This window comes from Collinsella sp. AM33-4BH (assembly GCF_003469205.1).
In the GTDB taxonomy this organism is placed as follows: domain Bacteria; phylum Actinomycetota; class Coriobacteriia; order Coriobacteriales; family Coriobacteriaceae; genus Collinsella.
Genome location: NZ_QSIN01000005.1, coordinates 1 through 20,657, shown reverse-complemented (window position 1 = coordinate 20,657; position 20,657 = coordinate 1). Strand labels below are relative to the sequence as shown.

At 57.1% G+C, this 20,657-nt stretch carries 15 protein-coding genes and 1 tRNA gene; 12 read left to right on the top strand and 4 right to left on the bottom strand.

The genetic code is table 11. The annotated features are described in order from the left end of the window. Positions 1-18: 18 nt before the first annotated feature. The 6 genes from DW821_RS04930 (at position 19) to DW821_RS04905 (ending at position 4,315) form a co-directional block, all read left to right on the top strand. Complete coding sequence (locus tag DW821_RS04930) at positions 19-789, top strand: YidC/Oxa1 family membrane protein insertase (RefSeq protein ID WP_118065888.1); 771 nt, start codon at positions 19-21, stop codon at positions 787-789. Positions 790-834: 45 nt separating this feature from the next. Then, positions 835-1,404 carry a R3H domain-containing nucleic acid-binding protein gene (locus tag DW821_RS04925; protein ID WP_117584024.1) on the top strand — a complete coding sequence of 190 codons (570 nt, stop codon included), beginning with the start codon at positions 835-837 and terminating at the stop codon, positions 1,402-1,404. Between the two features lie 96 nt (positions 1,405-1,500). Beyond that, positions 1,501-2,238 carry a 16S rRNA (guanine(527)-N(7))-methyltransferase RsmG gene (gene rsmG / locus DW821_RS04920; RefSeq protein ID WP_233503845.1) on the top strand — a complete coding sequence of 246 codons (738 nt, stop codon included), beginning with the start codon at positions 1,501-1,503 and terminating at the stop codon, positions 2,236-2,238. A gap of 134 nt (positions 2,239-2,372) precedes the next feature. After that, positions 2,373-3,173, top strand: a complete 801-nt coding sequence (locus DW821_RS04915) for a ParA family protein (protein WP_117584022.1) — start codon at positions 2,373-2,375, stop codon at positions 3,171-3,173. Further along, complete coding sequence (locus tag DW821_RS04910) at positions 3,166-4,071, top strand: ParB/RepB/Spo0J family partition protein (RefSeq protein ID WP_199584281.1); 906 nt, start codon at positions 3,166-3,168, stop codon at positions 4,069-4,071. The genes DW821_RS04915 and DW821_RS04910 overlap by 8 nt, the downstream gene beginning before the upstream one ends. Next, positions 4,061-4,315, top strand: a complete 255-nt coding sequence (locus DW821_RS04905) for a hypothetical protein (protein ID WP_118065886.1) — start codon at positions 4,061-4,063, stop codon at positions 4,313-4,315. Before DW821_RS04910 ends, DW821_RS04905 begins: the two co-directional genes overlap by 11 nt. Before the next feature lie 219 nt (positions 4,316-4,534). Here DW821_RS04905 and rlmN read toward each other — a convergent pair whose 3' ends face one another. Continuing rightward, positions 4,535-5,587, bottom strand: coding sequence for a 23S rRNA (adenine(2503)-C(2))-methyltransferase RlmN (gene rlmN, locus DW821_RS04900; RefSeq protein WP_055251319.1), 1,053 nt, complete (start codon positions 5,585-5,587; stop codon positions 4,535-4,537). 85 nt (positions 5,588-5,672) lie between these two features. Here rlmN and DW821_RS04895 point away from each other — a divergent pair, with 85 nt between their 5' ends. Then, entirely contained in the window at positions 5,673-6,638 is a 966-nt protein-coding gene (locus tag DW821_RS04895; RefSeq protein WP_117843531.1) for a D-alanine--D-alanine ligase, read from the top strand. After that, positions 6,632-9,526 (top strand): helicase C-terminal domain-containing protein, encoded by a 2,895-nt coding sequence (locus DW821_RS04890; RefSeq protein ID WP_118065884.1) that lies wholly within the window; start codon positions 6,632-6,634, stop codon positions 9,524-9,526. The genes DW821_RS04895 and DW821_RS04890 overlap by 7 nt, the downstream gene beginning before the upstream one ends. Here the strand turns inward: DW821_RS04890 and DW821_RS04885 are convergent. Continuing rightward, the gene (locus DW821_RS04885; protein ID WP_118065882.1) at positions 9,523-10,440 is read right to left on the bottom strand and encodes a YafY family protein; all 918 of its coding nucleotides are present in this window, start codon (positions 10,438-10,440) and stop codon (positions 9,523-9,525) included. The two genes, DW821_RS04890 and DW821_RS04885, sit on opposite strands and share 4 nt — an antisense overlap. Continuing rightward, the gene (locus DW821_RS04880; RefSeq protein WP_117647825.1) at positions 10,427-11,449 is read right to left on the bottom strand and encodes a YafY family protein; all 1,023 of its coding nucleotides are present in this window, start codon (positions 11,447-11,449) and stop codon (positions 10,427-10,429) included. Before DW821_RS04880 ends, DW821_RS04885 begins: the two co-directional genes overlap by 14 nt. Positions 11,450-11,647: 198 nt before the next feature. On the opposite strand from DW821_RS04880, the gene DW821_RS04875 reads away from it, so the two are divergent. Together DW821_RS04875 and DW821_RS04870 are read left to right on the top strand one after the other, a co-directional pair. Continuing rightward, on the top strand, positions 11,648-14,794 hold the full coding sequence (locus DW821_RS04875; protein ID WP_118065880.1) for a hypothetical protein: 3,147 nt from the start codon (positions 11,648-11,650) through the stop codon (positions 14,792-14,794). 21 nt (positions 14,795-14,815) lie between these two features. After that, positions 14,816-15,034: a hypothetical protein gene (locus DW821_RS04870; RefSeq protein ID WP_117776722.1), complete on the top strand. Its 219-nt coding sequence runs from the start codon at positions 14,816-14,818 to the stop codon at positions 15,032-15,034. Between the two features lie 66 nt (positions 15,035-15,100). Here DW821_RS04870 and DW821_RS04865 read toward each other — a convergent pair whose 3' ends face one another. Next, positions 15,101-18,532, bottom strand: a complete 3,432-nt coding sequence (locus DW821_RS04865; RefSeq protein WP_118065878.1) for a SpaA isopeptide-forming pilin-related protein — start codon at positions 18,530-18,532, stop codon at positions 15,101-15,103. Between the two features lie 297 nt (positions 18,533-18,829). Here DW821_RS04865 and DW821_RS04860 point away from each other — a divergent pair. Then, a tRNA-Gly gene (locus DW821_RS04860) sits at positions 18,830-18,904 on the top strand. A gap of 293 nt (positions 18,905-19,197) precedes the next feature. Next, positions 19,198-20,544 carry an adenylosuccinate lyase gene (purB, locus tag DW821_RS04855; RefSeq protein WP_117798115.1) on the top strand — a complete coding sequence of 449 codons (1,347 nt, stop codon included), beginning with the start codon at positions 19,198-19,200 and terminating at the stop codon, positions 20,542-20,544. Positions 20,545-20,657 lie beyond the last annotated feature (113 nt).

Below are 20,657 nucleotides of genomic sequence, written 5' to 3'. Positions count from 1 at the left end.
TATCGGAGGAAAACTTACATGTGGGATTGGATCGTTAACATCCTTTTCGAGCTGCTCAAGCTCATCCAGACCTTTGCGGTCGACTGGGGCCTGTCCATCATCATCCTGGTGGTCATCATCCGTCTGCTGCTGACGCCGCTTATGCTCAAGTCGACCAAGTCGACGGCTCGCATGCAGGTGCTGCAGCCCAAGATGCTCGAGATCCAGGAGCGCTATGCCGACGATCCCCAGCGTCAGGCCGAGGAGATGCAGAAGTTCTACAGCGAGAACAAGTTCAACCCCATGGCTGGTTGTCTGCCGCTTCTGATTCAGATGCCTATCCTGTTTGCCCTGTTTACGCTGCTTCGTAACCTGCCGCAGTACTTTAACGAGGGCACGTTCTCGTTCTTCAACATCCTGCCCGACCTGACCACCACGCCGAGCGCTTCCTTTGCCGATGGCTTTATGGTTGCACTGCCTGCGCTGGTCTGCCTGATCCTGTTTGCCGTCCTGACCCTGATTCCGCAGCTCTATATGTCGCGCAACCAGACCGGCCAGCAGGCCCAGAGCATGCGTATGATGGCCGTTGTCATGACGGTCATGATGCTTTGGATGGGCTGGAGCTTTCCCGTTGGTGTTCTGCTGTACTACGATGTGTCTTCTGCCTGGCAGGTTATCCAGCAGATCTTCGTGACACAGAAGGTTATCGACAAGGCTAAGGCCGATGAGGAGGAGCGCCTCAAGAACGCTCCGCTGCAGGTCGAGGTTACCCGTCGCGAGAAGAAGCCGCGCCCGCACAAGAAGAAGTAGTCGGGATATCAATCTTATTTAGGTACCTAACTTTTGGAGTACGTTATGTCTGAAGAGATCATCGAGGATATGCTTGAGGAGGTTGCCCCGCAGATTGTGGGCGATTATCCCGAGATTGCACAGCGCTACAAGGCCGGTGAAGAGCTGACCGATGAGGAGCTCGACACCATCGCCGATGTTGCGATTTCCATTCTGCGTTCCATCCTTTCGCACTTCGATGCCGCCAACTCTCCTATTGATGAGTACGAGGGTGACGAGGGCGAGCTGATTTTGGATGTTACCGCTCCTGATCTTGCTGTTCTCATTGGCCGTCATGGTCGTACCCTTGATGCCCTTCAGGTTATGTTCTCTTTGCTGGTGAGCCGCAAGCTTGGCTTTAGGTATCCGGTTGTAGTGGACGTCGAGGGATACAAGAGCCGCCGACAGGACAAGGTTGCCTCCATGGCTCAGTCTGCTGCCGAGCGTGCCATCCGCACTCATAAGAGTGTTTCGCTTCCGCCCATGAATGCCTACGAGCGCCGACTGGTTCACATTGCACTTCGTGGCAATGATGCCGTCGATACTCATTCTGAGGGTTCTGACCCCGATCGCCATGTGGTGATTGTTGCTCGATAATCTACTCGAGCTTATGCTAAGGGGACGTGGTTTCCACGTCCCCTTTTTTTGTCAAAAGTTCTCGATACACTGATTTTTGTCAGAAAGGAGCTTTCGTTGTTAGTACTTACTGAGCAGCAAGCTGACGAGATGTTGAGTCGCCTAACTTCCTATTGCAAAGAGTATTCCTCGAGCGTAACTGATGTTGAGCTGAGGAAATGTATCAAGCATTTGGATTTGGTTTTGGAAACAAATAAGACAACCAATCTCACCCGTATTCTCAACGTAGAAGATGCTGCAGTACTTCATATCCTCGACTCACTTGTTTTACTCCCCTATATCAATAAGGCTCCTGAGGGAGCTTTGCTCGATATGGGTACAGGTGCGGGCTTCCCTGGTATTCCGTTAACCATAGCCACGCATCGTAAAGCTACTTATATTGACTCTGTTGGCAAGAAGGTTGATGCTGTCGATTCCTTTGTCCATGCTCTTGGATTGAAACATGCTCATGCGGTCCATGATCGTCTTGAAGAATATGCTCGAAACCATAAGAAGCAGTTCTCTGTCGTAACCGCCCGCGCACTGGCCCCTCTACCGATTCTTGTTGAGTATGCGGCTCCGTTCCTCAAAGATGGAGGGCTATTTGTTATCACCAAGGGCAATCCTTCGGATGAGGAGCTTGCTTCCGGCATGTCAGTAGCTAAGATTTGCGGCTTTACTTTGCTTCTGAATGACGCAATCGATTTGCCTGAGGGCTTGGGCCACAGGGAGTTCATTGTTCTTAAGAAGAGCCATCCAGCATCTGTCTCATTGCCTCGTGCAAATGGCATGGCAAAGAAGAATCCGCTTGCCTAGATGTTTCACGTGAAACATAATGGATACTAACAACTTGCAGTGTTTCACGTGAAACATGGCGGTTGATATCGAATCGGAATGTTTCGCGTGAAACATCCTCCGTTTGACAGCATTAATACACACCAGGAGGGACCGTGGGATTTCGCGACGTTAAGCGTTCTAAGAGCGCAAAAGACACGCGTATCATTGCAATCATCAATCAAAAAGGCGGTGTCGGTAAGTCGACGACGGCTGTAAACCTTGCAGCAGCACTGGGTGAGCAGGGTCGTAAGACACTGATTGTCGATTTTGATCCGCAGGGAAACAGCACCAGTGGATTCGGAATTGAAAAAGAAGACCTTGATCGCTGCATCTATGATGCATTGTTGAATGATGTGCCGGCAGAATCACTTGTTCTTGATACAAATTGCAAAAAGGTATTCGTAATTCCGGCTACCATTCAGCTTGCAGGCGCGGAAATTGAGCTCGTAAGCGCAATTGCTCGTGAAACCCGCCTCAAAGATTTGCTTGAGCCAATTCAGGACGAGTTCGATTTTATTTTCATTGACTGTCCTCCTTCGCTCGGCTTGCTTACAATCAACGCCCTGACTGCAGCAGACAGTGTTTTGATTCCGATCCAGTGCGAGTATTATGCACTTGAGGGTGTTACGAAGCTGCTTGAGTCAATGAAGATGGTCAAATCACGTCTGAACAAGGGCTTAGACACCTATGGCGTGCTTATGACCATGTATGACTCGCGTACTTCTCTGTCGAATCAGGTTGTTGAGGAGGTTCAATCGTACTTTGGTGATAAGGCGTTTAAGACGTTGATTCCCCGTACAGTTAAAATCTCCGAAGCTCCGTCTTTTGGAGAACCGGTAATTACCTATGCACCTCAAAATAAGGGTGCAAAAGCGTATATGAACCTTGCAAAAGAGGTGATCAAGCGTGCCTAGTGCAAAGAAACGTGGCGGATTAGGACGTGGTCTCAATGCTTTGGTCTCAGAGGCCGAATATGAGACCGGTGGTTCGGCTGCATCTGCTTCAAATGCCGCATCTGAAACAAAACTCCCTATTGAGGATATCGTTCCCAACCCTAATCAGCCGCGAATTCACTTTAACGAAACTGAACTTCGCGAGTTGAGTGAGTCAATCCAAGAGCATGGTGTTTTGCAGCCGCTTTTGGTTCGCAAGCACAGAAACGGCTATGAGATCATTGCTGGTGAACGTCGTTACCAAGCGTCAAAGCTTGCTGGTCTTGAGGAACTGCCTGTCATCATTAAAGATGTTAATGATGAAGAGATGCTGGCCCTTGCACTTATCGAAAACCTTCAGCGTTCTGATCTGAATCCCGTTGAAGAAGCCAAGGGGTATCGCCAGCTCATTGATGCCAGTGGTATGACCCAAGAGGCATTGTCGAAGGCTGTAAGCAAGTCACGCTCTGCAATTACAAACTCACTGCGCCTTCTCGATCTCCCCGAAGTTGTTCAGCAGATGATTTTTGAGGGTAAACTTACTGCTGGTCATGCACGTGCGATTCTTGCTGTTCCCTATGAGGACGCTCGAATTCGACTTGCTGAGAAGGTTGTTGCAGAGGGTCTTTCCGTAAGAGCGACAGAAAATCTTGCTCCGTTGTTTTCTGCCGGAGAGACGCCTAAAACGTCGAGGCCTGCAACGCCTCAGTCTTTTAAAAAAGCTGCCCGTGTACTTCGTCAGGTATTTAATACCAACGTACGTGTGAAGAGCTCACGTGGAAAGAATAAGATTGAGATTGAGTTTAAAGACGAGGAAGAACTCTCTCGTATTCTTGGTGAAATGATTCAGTTTGATCAAGGAGACCAAGATGAGGAATAAGATTTTAACTGCGATTGCATTGGCGACGACTGTCGCGGCTGGTGCCTTTGCTGGCTATAAAATCGCGACAGACGATGAGCTCCGAGGTCGTTTGCTTCGTGGTGCGCAAGATATCGTCGATACGTCCAAGAAGAAAATGGGTGTTATGACAGAAGATGTTGCCATGCGAACTGCTCAGGTAACGAAGAATCCCAAGATTAATCAAGGTTGGGTTAGCAACCAATGGGAAAATGTGGGCTATTAGGTACCTAACAATTACTCAGTAAATTTTGAGGGGTCCTTGTCTGATTCACGAGACAAGGACCCCTTATTATGGCCGTAATAATTGAGACCAGTGGCAGCTGATTCATAATCGTAGCAGCTGATTCAAAATTAAGGTCAATAAATGAAACGACCCCGGTTGCATATTCTGCAACCGGGGTCGTTCGATGTTTCACATGAAACGTTTTGGGGTGCGACTCCCCTATGCGTTCTTCTGAACTTTGAAGCGCTGTTTCAGCTGTCCGCAAGCGGCGTCAATATCGTTACCACGGGAGTTACGAATCGTGGTCTCGATGCCACGGGACTCAAGACGACGCTGAAGATCCTCAACCTTATGAATCGGCGACGGCTTGAGCGGGCTGCCCTCGATGTCGTTAAGTTGAATCAGGTTAACGTGGCACAGCGTTCCCTCGCAGAAGTCGCAGAGTGCCTGCATCTCGGGATTCGTGTCGTTGACGCCTTCGATCATGGCATACTCATAGGTCGGGCGGCGGCCAGTCTTCTCGGTGTAGAGCTGAAGCGCTTCGTGAAGGCGAAGCAGCGTGTACTTCTTAACACCGGGCATGAGCTTATTGCGCGTCGACTGGATGGCGGAATGCAGGGAAACGGCAAGAGTGAACTGCTCGGGGATATCGGCAAATTTGCGAATACCGGGAATAACGCCGCTGGTAGAGACGGTGAGGTGACGAGCGCCGATACCGATGCCATCGGGGTCGTTGAGGATACGCAGTGCCTTGAGAACCTCGTCGTAGTTGGCAAACGGCTCGCCCTGGCCCATGAAGACAACACTTGTGGCACGCTCGCCAAAGTCGTTGGATACATGAAGCACCTGGTCGACGATCTCTTGAGCGGTCAGAGAGCGCTTGAGGCCGTTGAGACCGGTGGCGCAAAAGGCGCAGCCCATGCCGCAGCCTGCCTGGGTGGAAACGCAGACGGAAAGCTTGTTACGACGGGGCATGCCGACAGTCTCGACGGAAATGCCATCGTGGTACTCGAGCAGATACTTGCGCGAGCCATCTTTGGAAACCTGCTTGGTGAGTTCAGTCGGCGTATCAAAGGCAAAAGCCTCTTTAAGCTGCTCGCGGAAAGCCTTGGGAAGGTTGGTCATATCGTCAAACGAACAAACGTTCTTCTCAAAGACCCATTCGATGAGCTGCTTCGCGCGGAAGGCGGGCTGGCCAAGTTCGGCCACGAGCTCGCGAATATCGTTTTGGCTCAAGTCGCGAATGTCCTGAGATTTAGTCCTGGGATTCATGGAAGCCTTTCGATTTTGGGGAAACGTAGAGGGTATCGCTACAATATGGTATCAGCTGCAGAAATTATAGAGGAGGAGTCTGCCCATGCCGGGTAAAAGCCTAGAGAACATGCACGTAGCGGTCTTGGCGGGCGGTCATTCCGCCGAGCGCGAGATCTCGCTCGATTCGGGAAAGAACGTTGTGGTGGCACTGAAGGAAGCCGGCTACACCTCGGTGGAGCTGCTTGACACGGCCGCTGATGACTTTATGGTAACCATGGCGACCGGCGGATTCGATGTGGCATTTATCGCCATGCACGGCGCCGGCGGTGAGGATGGCGCCATGCAGGGTGCCATGGAGACCCTGGGTATCCCCTACACGGCCTCGGGCGTACTTGCCAGCGCCTGCGGTGCCGACAAGGAGGTCTCGAAGCTCCTATACGCCAAGGCGGGCATTCCCATTGCCCCCGGCCTTGCGCTCGAAGTGGGCGATGAAGTCGATATCGATCACGTTGTCGAGGTCTGTGGCGAGCGTTGCTTTGTGAAACCGGCCGTCAACGGTTCCAGCTATGGCATTTCCCTGGTCCACGAGCCCTCCGAGCTGCCTGCGGCTATCGCCAAGGCGTTTGAGTTTGGCGACAAAGTGCTGGTCGAGAAGTGTATCGAGGGTACCGAGATCACCGTCGGCGTATACGGCGAGGATGACGTGCGCGCCCTGCCGATTGTCGAGATCCGTAAGCCCGAGGACTGCGAGTTCTACGATCTGGACGTGAAGTATGTCGACCCTACGGACATCCATCGCATTCCGGCGCAGATTTCGCCCGAGAACTACGCTCGTGCCCAGGAGCTTGCCTGTGCTGCCCATAAGGCACTCGGCTGCCTGGGTATCTCGCGCAGCGATTTTATCGTGAGCGAGGACGGCCCCGTTATCCTCGAGACCAACACGATTCCCGGCATGACCGATACGTCGCTGTATCCGGATGAGATTCGCCACACCGATGACATGACGTTCCCGCAGGTCTGTGACAGCCTGATTCGCATGGGACTTCGTCGAGCGGGCGTTGCATGCTAATCGAGGACGCTGTTTCGTCGGGAACGCCGCAGTTTGTCATCGATTCCTATGCCACGCTTGCCGAGCGCGCCAAAACCCAAGCGTTTGGTCTCATCGAGGAAGATGTTATCGTCCTCGATACCGAGACCACGGGTCTTTCGGTGCAGGACAACGAGCTTATCGAGATATCGGCGGCTCGCCTTTCGGGCCGCGAGGTTGTCGATCGCTTCGATACCTTCGTGCATCCCAAGCAGCTGATTCCCGCCGAGATTACCGAGCTCACGAGCATTACAAACGCCGATGTGGCAGATGCCCCGTCGGCCGTTGAGGCTGTCGCCGCTCTCGCCGATTTTGTCGGCGGCTGCCCGGTGATCGCACATAACGCCACCTTCGACCGCTCGTTTATCGAGTCGGTCAAGGGCGGCGTCAACGTCAGTGACATCTGGATCGATTCGTTGGCACTGTCGCGCATCGCGCTTCCGCGCCTGGCCTCGCATAAGCTGTCTTTCATGGCCGACCTGTTTGGCTGCGACTCGGTGTCGCATCGCGCCAACGCCGATGTCGACGCCTTGTGTGGTGTGTGGCGCGTGTTACTCGTGGCGCTCACCGACTTGCCTCAGGGCTTGATGGCGCGCCTGGCCGACATGTACCCCGACGTACCCTGGTCCTATCGTCCCATCTTCTCCTTCTTGGCGGGACAGAACCCCGGTTCCATCTTCTCTCTCAGCGCCGCCCGCGCCGACGTTCTCAAGGCCGATCGGGCCGATGATCGCGTTGATGCGGACGAGCTACCGGTCCTTAAGATGCCGAGCCGCGAGGAAATCGAGGCGGACTATGCCCCGGGCGGCCTGGTCAATCGCATGTATCCCACCTACGAGCCGCGCGATGAGCAGATCGCGATGGCGCTCGAGGTCCGTGACGCGCTCGTTACGGGAACGCATCGCGTGATTGAGGCGGGGACGGGCGTCGGCAAATCGATGGCTTACCTGGTGCCTTTTGCCGAGGCCGCGCGACGCAACAACATCACGGTGGGTATCGCGACTAAATCGAATAATCTTGCCGACCAGCTCATGTATCACGAGCTGCCCAAACTTGCTGAGCAGCTGGACGGAGGCCTATCGTTTTGCGCCCTCAAGGGCTATGACCACTATCCATGCTTGCGCAAGCTTGAGCGCATGAGCCGCGGCCAAGTCGAAATTACGACTAAGCGTGATCCTGCCGACACGCTTACGGCAGTCGCGGTCATCATGGCGTACGTGTGTCAGTCGGCCGATGGCGACCTCGACTCGCTCGGCATTCGCTGGCGCAGCGTCAACCGTCCCGACTTTACGACGGCGTCGCGCGAGTGCGCCCGTCGCCTATGCCCGTTTTTCCCCGATAAATGCCTAGTCCACGGCGCCCGCCGTCGCGCGGCGCATGCCGATGTGGTGGTCACCAACCATTCCCTGCTGTTCCGCAATGTTGCGGCCGAGGGCAGAATCTTGCCCCCGATTCGTCATTGGGTAATCGACGAGGCCCATTCCATCGAGCGCGAGGCACGCCGTCAATGGGCGCGCGTGGTGTCGGCGGACGAATCACGCGTTCTGTTTGAGCGTCTGGGTGGCTCGAGCACCGGCGCGCTAAGCCAGGTTTCCCGTGATTTGGCAACCTCCGAGGGCTCTACGCTCTATCTGGGCCTTACTGCCAAGGCGACGTCGACGGTTGCGCGCGCGAGCATGGCGATCGCCGGCGTGTTCGATGGCGTTCGCGAGCTCGGTCGCCGTGCCCGTGGGGGCTATGACAATGCCAATCTATGGATTGGCCCCGAGCTGCGCGAATCTGACGACTGGCATGATTTCTTACAGTCGGCCTACGCTGCCATCGGCACATTGGAACAAGCTGACAAGAGCGTCGACGCGCTGGTACAAGCCGTCGCCGCCGACAAGCCCGAGGTTGTTGTCGACCTGGGTGATATCTCGCGCCGCCTGCACGAGCTGGCCGAGAACCTCAAGCTCATCATTGACGGCACCGATGAACACTACGTGTATTCGCTGCAGGTCAATCGCAGGCTGCGTGCCGGCGGCGAGTCGATGACCGCGGAGCGCATCGATATTGGCGAGGCCTTGGCAACCGAGTGGCTGCCCGAGGTTCACACGGCTATCTTTGCCTCGGCGACCATGACGGTGTCCAAAAGCTTTGAACACTTTAACCATGCGGTCGGCCTCGATCGCATCGGTGCTTCAACATCCTCATCGCTGCACTTGGACTCGAGCTACGACTTCGATTCGAACATGGCTGTAGTCGTTGCGGGCGATATCCCCGATCCGCGCGATCGTGAGAGCTATCTTACGGCGCTCGAGCGCGTGCTGGTCGACGCTCATCTTGCCATGGGCGGCTCGGTGCTCACGCTGTTCACCAACAGGCGTGACATGGAGGAGCTGTACGATCGCGTCGAGCCCAAGATGGCTCGTGCGGGCCTGGAACTCAACTGCCAGCAGCGCAACTCATCTCCTCGTCGCCTGCGCGACCGGTTTATCAACGAGCCAACCTCATCGCTTTTTGCGCTTAAGGCCTTCTGGGAGGGGTTTGACGCCAGCGGCGAGACGCTGCGCTGCGTCATCATTCCCAAGCTGCCGTTCTCGAGCCCCACGGACCCGCTCTCGTGCGAGCGCAACCTGCGCGAAGACCGCGCTTGGGCGCGCTATTCGCTGCCTGAGGCAGTGCTCGAGGTCAAGCAGGCGGCCGGCCGCCTTATCCGCTCGTCGACCGATTGCGGCGTGCTGATTCTGGCCGACCCGCGCCTGGTGACGAAGGGCTACGGAAAGAAGTTCTTAACGTCGCTGCCCACGAGCTCCTACCAGCGCATCGAATCGGCGCAGATCGGGCACTATCTACAGCTGTGGCGTGCACGCCACGAGCGGCGGCGCTAAAGCGGACAGATGAGGGTTTTTGCCATATCGCACAGACGCTTTGACAGGGCGGGGTCATCCAAGATGCGGATGGCTCCGCCCGCTGCGATTATCTGGCTCAGCAGCCAACGCTCGGAGCCGTAATGTACGGTTACCGTTGCCATGTCTGTCCCGCTGCGTTCGATTAGGGTGATGCCGGCCCAGTCCAGATGCTCCGCCATATCGAATGGCATCAAGAGCTTTGCGCTACGCTGCGTCCGGGCAAGGGAATCGTGGAGGGATGCAACGTCCGGTGCGTGAGGCACGACGGAGTCTTCCGTCAAGGCGAGTCCCTCGATTTTATCCATGCGATAGGTGCGCTGCTCATCGACCGCGATGTCCCAGGCAATCAGATATGTTTGGTCGCCGTTTGCTGTAATGCGCAAGGGGTCGACCAGACGCTCGCGTGGCCGCGCATCGTCCATCGAGCGATACGAGATACGACAGCGAACACCGTCCTGAATGGCGCAGCTCAGCTGCTGCCAGTGCGACCCGTGGTTGACGGTGTCAAAGACGTGCTGGTTATAGCCGAGCTCTTCGGGTAGAAGAGCATGTCGAATTCGAGCCGCCGCCTGGGGCTCGATCCCCAACGATTCAAGTTCGTGGTTGAGCACAGCGCCCTCGGCGGCACTCAGGCGCAGCGGTAGTACACGCCCGGCGTCACCGGTGAGGACCACGCGCTCGCCGTGGCATTCGCAGATGATACGCGCACCCGATTCTCGGTCCGCGAGCGTCGAGACGATCTCGAGAATCTCGTCGAGCGACGCCCCCGTGATGTCAAAGCGACTGCAAATCTCGGTTCGTGTCATGCCGCTCTCGCCGGCGGCGTAGAGGGCCTCCATGATGTCGACGGCGCGCGAGAGCCTCTGCTCGCTGGTGAGTTTACGCACGGGCATGCTCGTGCACCGTCCTTTCAATGAGGTGGTTCCACGCCTGCTTGAGCGATTTGGGGGCCATGGGCCTCATGCCGTCCATGGCGTGGGCCATGCAAAATGAGGCGGCGGCTTCAAGATCGCGCACGTCAACGGTCCAAGTCCATCCCGAATCGGTGTGTGCGAGCTCACCTCGCCCGCGCGTGAGGCCGTTGATCATATCGATCTGCGTCTGCGGGGCGAACGAGAACGTAGCCGCAACGGGCGGGCGGTCGGCAAAATCGAATTCAAAGAACAGGTAGTCGTTGAGATTGAAGTCTGCAGGGATGGCGTAGGCCTTCGAAGGACGCCAAGCGCGAACGATACGGTCGCAGCGGAATGTCCTGATGTCGTCGGTGGCATTGTCGAGGCCGCAGAAGTACGCAACGCCCTCGCGCTCGAACATGCCGTAGACGCAGACGGTACGCTCTTTCTGCTCACCGCGTCCGTTCTGATATAAAAATCGCAGCGCGCATCGCTCGGCAAAGGCGCTCCATACCGCATCGACGGTGGGAGAGCGGCGGATCGGTGCTTCGTCCGCCGTCGTCCTGCCGGTGAGGTAGGCAATCTTGGAACGAATATCGGCAAGCGGCGCGGCAAAAGTGGATGAGCCGGCCGCTATTGTCTGGTCGATAGCGTTGAGCAGGATATCGGCGTCGTCTGCGGTGATGAGGCCGCCTGCCGCAAACGTGTGCTCGCGGTCGATTGTCCATGAGCTTTCCTCGGTCTCCTGCGCGCCGGCGGGGCGAACCTCCTTGATTAAGATGCCGCGTTCGAGCAGTTTGTCACGATCGCGCCGAAACTTGCGCTTATCCGAGTCGATATTGCCCGAGCCATATCCCAGGTCAGAATCCAAGACGATCTGCTCGGTCGTCAGCGGTTCGGGGGAGCTGTTGAGCACAAAGAAAAGATTGAGGATGCGCTGAGCCGTTTTATCGAAACTGGGCTCCGAATTCCCCTTTTTAATTGTCGCGGTCGCGTCGCTTGCCGTCATAGAGTCCTCGCATGAGAAGGTGGTTTGCTGCCATGATTTTAGTCCGATATGGAGATTAGGCTATATCCTTGTCCGCTCGGGGCGTTAAGATGGCCCGAATTCGGTCGTTTGCGCTCGCTCGGGGTATACTTTCGACTATATACGGTTCTAATGTGCATGCATTGGGCCTATTTGTCGGATTATGGATGTGGAGCGCACATGGCGAACACCCAGAACTATATTAACCACCTGCTGCAGAACACCGGCATCACGCCGGCATGCAGCGAAGAAGAGCGCTTGGCTGCCGAGGATATCGCTCAGATCTTCCGCAACCACGGCTTTGATCCCGAGGTTCAGGAGTTCAATGCCCCGGCGCCCAGCAGGTTGGCATTTGCCGTTACCGGTATTCTTGCGTTTGCCGCCGCCCTGCTGATGGGCATCGGTGGCGGCATCGGCTTGGTCGGCACCTTGCTGGCCATTGTCGGCGCCGTTCTTTACGTGCTCGAGCGCACGGGCCACCCCGTGGTTTCGCGCCTGGGCAAGACGGGCGTGAGCCAAAATGTCATCGCCTACCACAAGGCCTCGGGCCCGCTCGCGTCTCCGCGCAACCGCCCGGTGGTCGTTGTCGCACACTACGACTCTCCCCGTGCTGAGCTGCTCGCCCGCGAGCCCTATGCTTCGTATCGTGCGCTCATCGCCAAGCTGTTGCCCGTTGCCACGGTTGCCCCTGCTGCCGTTGCCATCTTGCGTATCCTGCCGCTCCCCGGCGCGCTCAAGGTTCTGCTGTGGATTGTCGCGATCCTCGCTTCCCTCGTTGCGCTCGCCAACGCGGCAAACATCATTTCTAACCGTTTTGTGCTTCCCTATACGTCCGGCGCAGTGTGCAACAAGTCTTCTGTCGCCGCTATGCTCGGCGTTATGGACAACGTTGCTCCCTTCCAGGGCGAAAACGAGTTTCCCGACGATGTTCCGTTCGATACCTATTTTGGGGAGCAGAAGCGTCGTGCCGAGGAGATGGCGCGCGCAGCAGCGGAGTATGCCGCGGCCCAACAGCAAAACGACTACGGCAACACCATCGAGTATGAAGAGCCTACCTACGCCGAGGACGAGTTCGGTCAGCCGATTGCTCCCGACGCTCAGACCGAGCCCGAACAGGGCGAGGCTTTCGACGAGCAGATCGAGGGCTTTGAGGGTGCGTCTGCCGACGAGACGCTGATTGGCGCCATCGTGCCCGAGGATCAGAATCAGGCTGTCCAGGCCGAAGAGTTCAATGACGAGGTTCCCACTGCCGAGCCGGCGGAGGAGCCTGTCGCGGCCGAGCCCGAGCCCAGGCTCTATCGCAATGCCGCCGGCAACATCCGCTTTGGTTCGGATGCCATCCGTGCGCTCGGAATGCTTCCCGAGTCCTGCACGCTCGATTACGAGGAAGGCGAGGAGCCGACGTTTGAGCCCGAGCCTGCCCCCGTCGTGACTGCATCTGCGCCCGTTGTCGCCGTGGATGATGAGTCTGCCGCGGTTGCCGCTGCCGTTGCCGAGCCCGAGGCGGTGTCCGCGATCGATCCCGCGGCAGGACTGGACATTTTGGCTCCCGCCGCGCCGGCGCAAGACGTTACGGACGAGCCTGACGACGATTACGCTGAACAGCCGAGGCGCGTGTCTTACGAGAGCGATACTGATTTCTCGGCCGAGATTCCCGCGGCAACGCCCCATGCCGATATTGCATCCGCGTTCTCTTCGATTGGCGCCAGCGCTTCCAACTTCTTTAAGGGTGCGCTTGCAAAGGGCAGGAAATTTGTCGACGATTTCGAGGGGAAGCGCGCTGCCGCACGCGAGGCTGCCGAGCAGGAGGCTATCGCTCAGCAGCAGGCAGCCGAGGCGGCACGTGAGCGCGCGGCGCAAGAGTTCGAGCAGAACGAGGCTATGCAGTCCGTGCCTGTCGACGCCGCCGAAGCTACAACGTCCTTTGAGGCTCAGCAGCACGTCGATAGCACCATGTCGTTTGATGCCGCGCAGTTCGATTCCACGATAACGTTTGAAAAGCAAGGCACCGCGATTGCCGAGCCCCTTCCTGTTTCCGATGAGCAGGGCGACGCGGCAGACGATGACGAGCCTATTGATGCTGCCGAAATCCAAGATGTCGCCGGGCACGAGCCCGTCGAGGTCAACTGTGACGAAGAGCAATACGCGGCAGCCGATCAAGGTGATTCGACCGAGGTCGAGCAGGAGGAAGTGCCTGCGGTTTCCGAGGCTCCCGAGACAGATGGGTCGAGGCCTTACTCCACGCAGATTTTCACCATGCCGATCCCGAGTGGTTCCGGTGCCACGGTTGCCGATGTCGCTCCCACTCAGGACGAAACGGTCGATTCCCTTATGGCCCAGATTTCCTCCCAAGCATCGCCGCGTCCGCAGATGAATGTTCCCGATCCGGCGTCGGCACCGTCGCCTGCACCCTCCTCGTCTCCGCTGGCTTCGGTTCCCGATCCGTCGCTGCCGTCGATGAAGCAGACAAACGTTGCGTCTCGCACGTCGCTGTTCGACCTTCCCGATCCCTCCGCACAGGTCAACGACCCCTTTGCTACCGCTCAGGGTCCCGAACCCACATCGGCACCCGTTGCGCCTCCTATGCCCGTTGCGTCGGGCGCACAGCCGATCGAGACCATTTCGGCTCCCGCCCCTGCGGCACCTAAGTCTCGCAAGCGCGGCCTGGGCGGCCTGTTCGGTCGTAAAAAGAAAAACGAACAGGACAGCATGAGTGACTGGCTGGGCGTCGAAGACGATTACGATGCCAAGAAGTCCGGTCGCGGCATCGGTTCGTGGGATAATTTCGAGGACGATAACGATGGCTGGAAGGGCGGCGCTACGTCTTCCGACGGCGCTTCTTCCGAAGATATGCTCTCGGCTGTCGCCTCTATGGGCGACGATGAGCTGCTCGGTCACGATATCTGGTTTGTGGCAACGGGCGCCTCGGATTGTGATGGCTCCGGTATGAAGGCCTTCTTGGCTTCGCATCGCGATAAGCTCCGCGGCGTCTTCTTCATCAATCTTGAATCCGTCGGCGCCGGTAGGCTTTCGGTGGTGACGGTTGAGGGCGAACAGCAGCTGCTCAAGGGTGATCGCCGCATCATGAACCTGGTCAGCAAGGTGTGCAAGTCGTTCCATGTCGATTGTGGCGCGCTCGAGATGCCCTATGCCAAGACCGATGCCTACGCCGCGCTCGAGGCGAGCCGCCGAGCCCTCACCATCGCCGGCGTGGACGGCACGCGTCTGGCTTGCGCTCGTACCGAGGACGACCTGCCCCACAATGTCAACCCGACGAACATTGCCACGGTATCCGAGGTCGTGACCGAGGTTATCCGCCGTTCGTAGACGGAGCTCTAAGGAGTCAACGTGTTTTCGTATATTAAGCGCCATTGGCCTGTCTACGTGATTTTGACCTTGATTGCCATTGCGTTAGGGCTTGGAGCTGCCTACATCGTGGGCGCGAAGGGCTCGACCCCCGCCTCCGCAATCAGCGAAGAGGTGGAGCAAGAACAGAGCACGGGTGCCGATGGGATTCCTGAGTCCGAGCAAGCAATCGTTGATGGTGGATCTTCGTCTGCAGAGTAGATGCGGCGATTTAAATGATTGAAAGCGGGCGAGCCGGGGGACTGGCTCGCCCGCTTTTTCATCGCTCTAGCGCTTCTTTGGGATTGACCTAAGGCGAGCGAACCATAGGGCTGCGGCACCCGAGGTCAGGAGCGCGGTGATGCAAGCGGCGATGGGAGCTGATCCTGTTGCCGGTAGGTCCTGCGGTAGGGTACAGCGTTGAATGACACTGTCCTCGTCATGTGACTCAAGTTTATCGCCGCCGCCGTTGCGGCAAAGATCGACGCGTGCGCTGTTGGTGAGTGCAGTTTGGGGTGTGTAAGCCGATGTTGCCTGCATGTGCACGACTGCGCCCCGAGCATCTGTGCCAAGGATTGCTTTGGCATCGTCAAGGTCGTCGTGCTCATCTTTGAGATCATCACGGGTCCAAGAATCCGTATCGCTTCGAGTCGTAAAGTCGGCGGCTACCGCACCGTATTCAATGCGAATGCCCGTCACGACGGTATTGGATGCAAGGTCGAGTTCTTTCGCCTCGAGTGTGGCGGATTCCGTGGTCGAGACATCCGCCTTCCAGAGGTGCCAGCCGTCGTAATCGACGAGGCGGCAATCTTCACCCAGACTCTCTTTTACTTCGTCTGACTCAAGCCAAGGATTTTCGTGCCCATCGCCAAGCGTCGCGTTTGCCGGCTCATCGACGTCTGTCGAGTCCAACGGCGTCGTGCGATACCACACGTTGCACAGACCGTTGAGGTCGCCGATGGCGACAGGGGTTTCGATTGAGACGAATCTCGCCGTGCCGTCTTTGGCGCACTCAAGATCATCGGTAATCGTAAACTCATCAACCCAAGTAGCGGAATCGTTTCGAGCATCGATGGTATAGGAGAAAAGCCCATCCGTATTGGTTTGCATCGCGGCGCGGTTTTTTCCATCGCCGTTAGCCAACAGACCCTTCCCGATAGGTTGGACAAGTTCCTGACGCTTGTCGACCTGTCCTTTGATCTCGATGGGCGCATCCTTCATCGCGACGGATTGGACTTCTCCCGTATCCTTTATTTCAAACGTTATCTCCTCGGCAAGGTCATAGGTCCGCGGAGACATCGTTTCGCGCAACGAGTAGGTGCCGGGTGCAAGATGTTCGATGCGGTGCGGCTTGTCGGATGAGGTCCAGGAGTCTATTTCGGTTTTATCGGGACCATATAAGGTGAGCTGTGCGCCTTTCACTTCCTGCTCTCCGCTTGCATCGACCTTGGAGATATCAACCTTGGTGTAATCGTCGGATACGTTAAGCCGTGCTTCCACAACGGGTGTTTTCTGGTCGGCATAGGTAAGGTCGACGATATGGTGCGTCCGGTCGAGTAAGAAGCCGGTCGGCGCTTGAGTCTCGACAACCTCGTAGCGTGCGGTGCCAGATCCCAGCGGGAGGTCGTCCGCGCGTGCTTCTCCAGTTTCATCCGTCGTGACGGTAGCGACAGTCTCACCGTCGAGCGCGGCAATGCTACCGTCGGGGCGCACGATATCACCTGAGGCACGGATCTCAAAGGTGGCGCCCGCGAGGCTGCTGCCGTCTACGGCATCGGTTTTAACGATCCTGATGTTTCCGGTCGCGGCGTGGTTATAATACGAGACGATTGCAACGGGCGTTAGGTTTATATCGGCGGGTATGTTCACCTCGATCTCTCCGCCGACAAGATAGGGCTCTTTGGCCGAGGTTTCGCGTACATAATAGGTGCCCGGCATGAGCGATTCGGGCAGTGTGACGGTGCCGGTCGCGTCAGTCGTAAAGGTGTCCATTACGTTATATGCTGGATACCAGCATGTTTGTGAGACAGGTTTGTGATTGCTGTCGAGGAGTTGGAAGGTGAATCCGGCTAGGGGAACAGAGGCGCCTGTTTGGGCATCGCGTTTTACAATCTGGAGATGCGTCGACAGGGCGTGGTTGTCCACGATATATTGAAGCTCGGCGCCGTCGGAAATCTGATTGGCCTCGACGGTCCATTCCCCCGCACGTTTAAAACCCTCGGGGACGGTTTCCGGAACCTCACGAACCGTGTAGCCGGCGCGGTCGTATGGGACGGCTCCGTGGACACCGGCTGGTCGCTTGCCTGTGCCGAACCATGCTTCGGGCTGGTCTTTGGTGGAGGCAAAGCCATAGATGTTTGTAGTCAGTGTGCCAACAACCTGCTGAGAGTTGTTACTGACAACCTCAAAGACAACATCTCCTGCCGGCTGCTCCAGGCCGGATTGATCGCTATTGCCGTAGTCCTTGAATTTGGAAATATCAAGGTCAAACGCAATGGGGATATTGGAAACGCGAGATTCGATCTCGACCACGCCTGAATCGCCGAGTTGGTCGGCTCCAACGGTGTAAGACCAACTGTCACCGGAGGGCAAATAGCCCTCGGGCGCCTTCGATTCATAGATGGTAAAGGTTCCCAGGGGGACATCGGTGAGGGTAGCTCGACCGCTTTCATCGGTCCTGAGAGTTTGTGTCCATCCAGGGGTTGATTGCGATACGCACACGAATTCTGCTCCTGCGAGCGAAGCTCCAACTTGGGGGCCTGCATTCGTTGCGGCGTCGAGCTTTACAATGCGCAAGGTAATGGTGCCGGGTTGTTCATCAATGGTGACGTATCCGCCGTTATTCGTCGTGGTAAAGGCAATGCGATCGTGCAGGGAGATATAACCAGCTGGCGCTGTTGTCTCAACTAGGTAGTATGCCGTGTTGGGTAGGAGTGTTGCCTGCGCTCGACCGTTGCTGTCCATCTGGACGGTGCCGACACGCGCGCCGCTGGCGCTCTCAAAAACATCGAATGTTGCCCCGTCAAACTGATAAGTATTGTTTCCGCTGGTAATGGCAGCGTTTGCAGACTGCTTTTGGAAGGAAACAGAGACCGCCGGCAGTACATAGAGCATGTCTTGACGTTTGCTGCCGCCCGATACGGTTCCTATATAGCGCCGCGCGCGGTGCGGAGCGGCTTTGATGCTTCCTGATTTTGCGCTGTCGTGGAGCCACCGCGCAGCCGCCACGACTTCATTGTCGGCGGTAAAGTGCCCGCTCTTGGTTTTGCCCTGAGCGGTCGTGTAGGAGTAGGTGCCGTCGACATGGGTAGTGCCGTTGAGCATCCATACGGCAAGCTGGGTGGCGGCGCGGGCGCGATCGGGTGAAAGATGGTAACCGCCAAACGACGCGGCGGTAGGATATCCGTGACAAACGATTGCTGCGAACTCGTCGTCGAGCCACACCCAGCCTTGATCAAAGTTGAGCCATGGGCCGCCCGGCTTGGTGGGGCCGGGACGCTCCTGGTTCATGCAGTAGGCAATCGAGGCGTCTTGAGCTTCATACTTGCCGATAAAGAAGGGCCCACAATTATCGCTGATAGTGCGGAAGCCGAGCTGGTCGTAGCCATCGACGGCAAATGCGGCTCCCGGTGCCAGGCAGCCGAAAAGCAGGAAGAGGAGCAGGAGCAGCGGACCTGTTGCGATTGCGCTGTGGACAGAGTGCGTGGGTGCGTTGGACATGGCTGCTCCTTATCCCTCGTGCGCCGCACGGGGAGGCTGCGACGCGTAGGATGAGGCTACCCCCGAGGTTCATGCGGGTAAGTACCGGAGCCTGACCAAAAGCTTGCCCAATTCCTGACAAATTGAGCTCAAATACAACAATCAAGCAAAAGCGCAGGTAGAAGATAAGGTGAACAGGAAGTCAAAGGTCCTCATCTCCACAATTGACGCGATTTTCAAACGAATCTCCACAGCTAAAACAAGCATCACCACCCTTGTATCGAACAAGACAACCGCGTTATACTATCCCCCACATATGCGGGCATCGCCAAGTGGTAAGGCATCAGCTTCCCAAGCTGACACTCGCGGGTTCGAGTCCCGTTGCCCGCTCCATTCGAATTTCAGGCACGGTAACGTTTCGTTACTGTGCCTTTTTCAATAAAGTGCCGGGACTCGAACCCGACAGGGTGCGAGCGTTAAATAAACGCGAAGCGTTTATAGCGAGCAGGCAAGGTCGCCGATAGGCGACCGCAGCCGGTGCGGATTTGCGAAGCAAATACGCGGATGTCCCCATGCCCGCTCCAATTCCAAAATGTTAGGTTCATGCCTGCTGCCCATACTTGCACCTGCGCACGGTACAATGGTTGGGTTACGACCAACGTGCCAATAACCAAAAAGGAGCCGCTATGATCGATCGCTATACCCGCCCGGAGATGGGACACATCTTCTCCCTCGAGAACAAGTACGCCATTTGGCAGGAGATCGAGGTCCTGGCCTGCGAGGCCCAGGCGGAGCTCGGCAAGATCGGCATTTCTAAAAACGAAGCCCAGTGGATCCGCGACCACGCCAACTTTGAGAAGGCAAAGGTCGATGAGATCGAGGAGGTCACGCGCCACGATGTCATCGCCTTCCTGACCAACATGAAGGAGTACATCGACGCCGATGTTCCCGAGGGCGACCCCAAGCCCAGCCGCTGGGTTCACTACGGTATGACCAGCTCCGACCTGGGTGATACTGCTCTGTGCTATCAGCTTACTCAGGCGTGTGACCTGATTATCGAGGACGTCAAGAAGCTCGGCGTGATCTGCAAGCGCCGCGCCTTCGAGGAGCGCAATACGCTTTGCGCTGGCCGCACCCATGGCATCCATGCTGAGCCGATGACCTTCGGCATGAAGTTTGGCTCTTGGGCATGGGAACTCAAGCGCGACCTTGATCGTCTTGAGGATGCTCGCAAGAACGTTGCCTTCGGTGCCATCTCCGGTGCCGTCGGCACCTACAGCTCCATCGAGCCGTTCGTCGAGGAGTACGTCTGTGAGCACCTGGGTCTGGTTCACGACCCGCTGTCCACGCAGGTCATCAGCCGCGATCACCACGCCTATCTTGCCGGCGTGCTTGCCACTACAGCGGCCACCTGCGAGCGCATCGCGACCGAGGTCCGCAACCTGCAGAAGACCGATACACTCGAGGCCGAGGAGCCCTTCCGCAAGGGCCAAAAGGGCAGCTCCGCCATGCCACACAAGCGCAACCCCATCACCATGGAGAAGGTCTGCGGTCTGTCGCGCGTCGTGAAGTCCAACGCCCAGGTCGCCTTCGACAACGTCGCCCTGTGGCACGAGCGCGACATTTCACACTCTTCCGCCGAGCGTGTCGCCCAGGCCGATAGCTTCATCGCGCTTGACCATATGTTCCAGTGCCTCATTCGCGTTATCGACGGCCTGCAGCTGTATCCGGCCCGCATGATGGCCAATCTCAACAAGACCCGCGGCCTCATCTTCTCCTCCAAGGTCCTGCTTGCCCTCGTCGATACGGGTATCACCCGCGAGGATGCGTACGCCATTGTGCAGGAGAACGCCATGGCCACCTGGCACGAGGTGCAGGATTGTGTCTCTGGCCCCACCTTTAAGGAGCGTCTCGAGGCCGATCCGCGCTGCACCGTCAGCCAGGAGAAGCTCGACGAGATTTTTGATCCGTGGGACTTCCTCACCCGCATCGATACGGTCTTCGATCGCCTGGAGCAGCTGAGCTTCGAGTAGGGTTAACCTAATTCGACCGCTTGCGGATGCATTTCAACCTTTGGCGCCTTGCCCGTCTTGGGCGAGGCGCTTTTTTTCAAGACTTTAGTCTGCTGGCCGCGCAGCGGCCAGCT

Excerpts from the sequence above, each read along its gene's own strand:
- DW821_RS04930 (WP_118065888.1), top strand. The coding sequence starts at position 19 with ATGTGGGATTGGATCGTTAACATCCTTTTCGAGCTGCTCAAGCTCATC.
- DW821_RS04925 (WP_117584024.1), top strand. The coding sequence starts at position 835 with ATGTCTGAAGAGATCATCGAGGATATGCTTGAGGAGGTTGCCCCGCAG.
- DW821_RS04905 (WP_118065886.1), top strand. The coding sequence starts at position 4,061 with ATGAGGAATAAGATTTTAACTGCGATTGCATTGGCGACGACTGTCGCG.
- rlmN (WP_055251319.1), bottom strand. The coding sequence starts at position 5,587 with ATGAATCCCAGGACTAAATCTCAGGACATTCGCGACTTGAGCCAAAAC.
- DW821_RS04895 (WP_117843531.1), top strand. The coding sequence starts at position 5,673 with ATGCCGGGTAAAAGCCTAGAGAACATGCACGTAGCGGTCTTGGCGGGC.
- DW821_RS04890 (WP_118065884.1), top strand. The coding sequence starts at position 6,632 with ATGCTAATCGAGGACGCTGTTTCGTCGGGAACGCCGCAGTTTGTCATC.
- DW821_RS04885 (WP_118065882.1), bottom strand. The coding sequence starts at position 10,440 with ATGCCCGTGCGTAAACTCACCAGCGAGCAGAGGCTCTCGCGCGCCGTC.
- DW821_RS04880 (WP_117647825.1), bottom strand. The coding sequence starts at position 11,449 with ATGACGGCAAGCGACGCGACCGCGACAATTAAAAAGGGGAATTCGGAG.
- DW821_RS04875 (WP_118065880.1), top strand. The coding sequence starts at position 11,648 with ATGGCGAACACCCAGAACTATATTAACCACCTGCTGCAGAACACCGGC.
- DW821_RS04865 (WP_118065878.1), bottom strand. The coding sequence starts at position 18,532 with ATGTCCAACGCACCCACGCACTCTGTCCACAGCGCAATCGCAACAGGT.
- purB (WP_117798115.1), top strand. The coding sequence starts at position 19,198 with ATGATCGATCGCTATACCCGCCCGGAGATGGGACACATCTTCTCCCTC.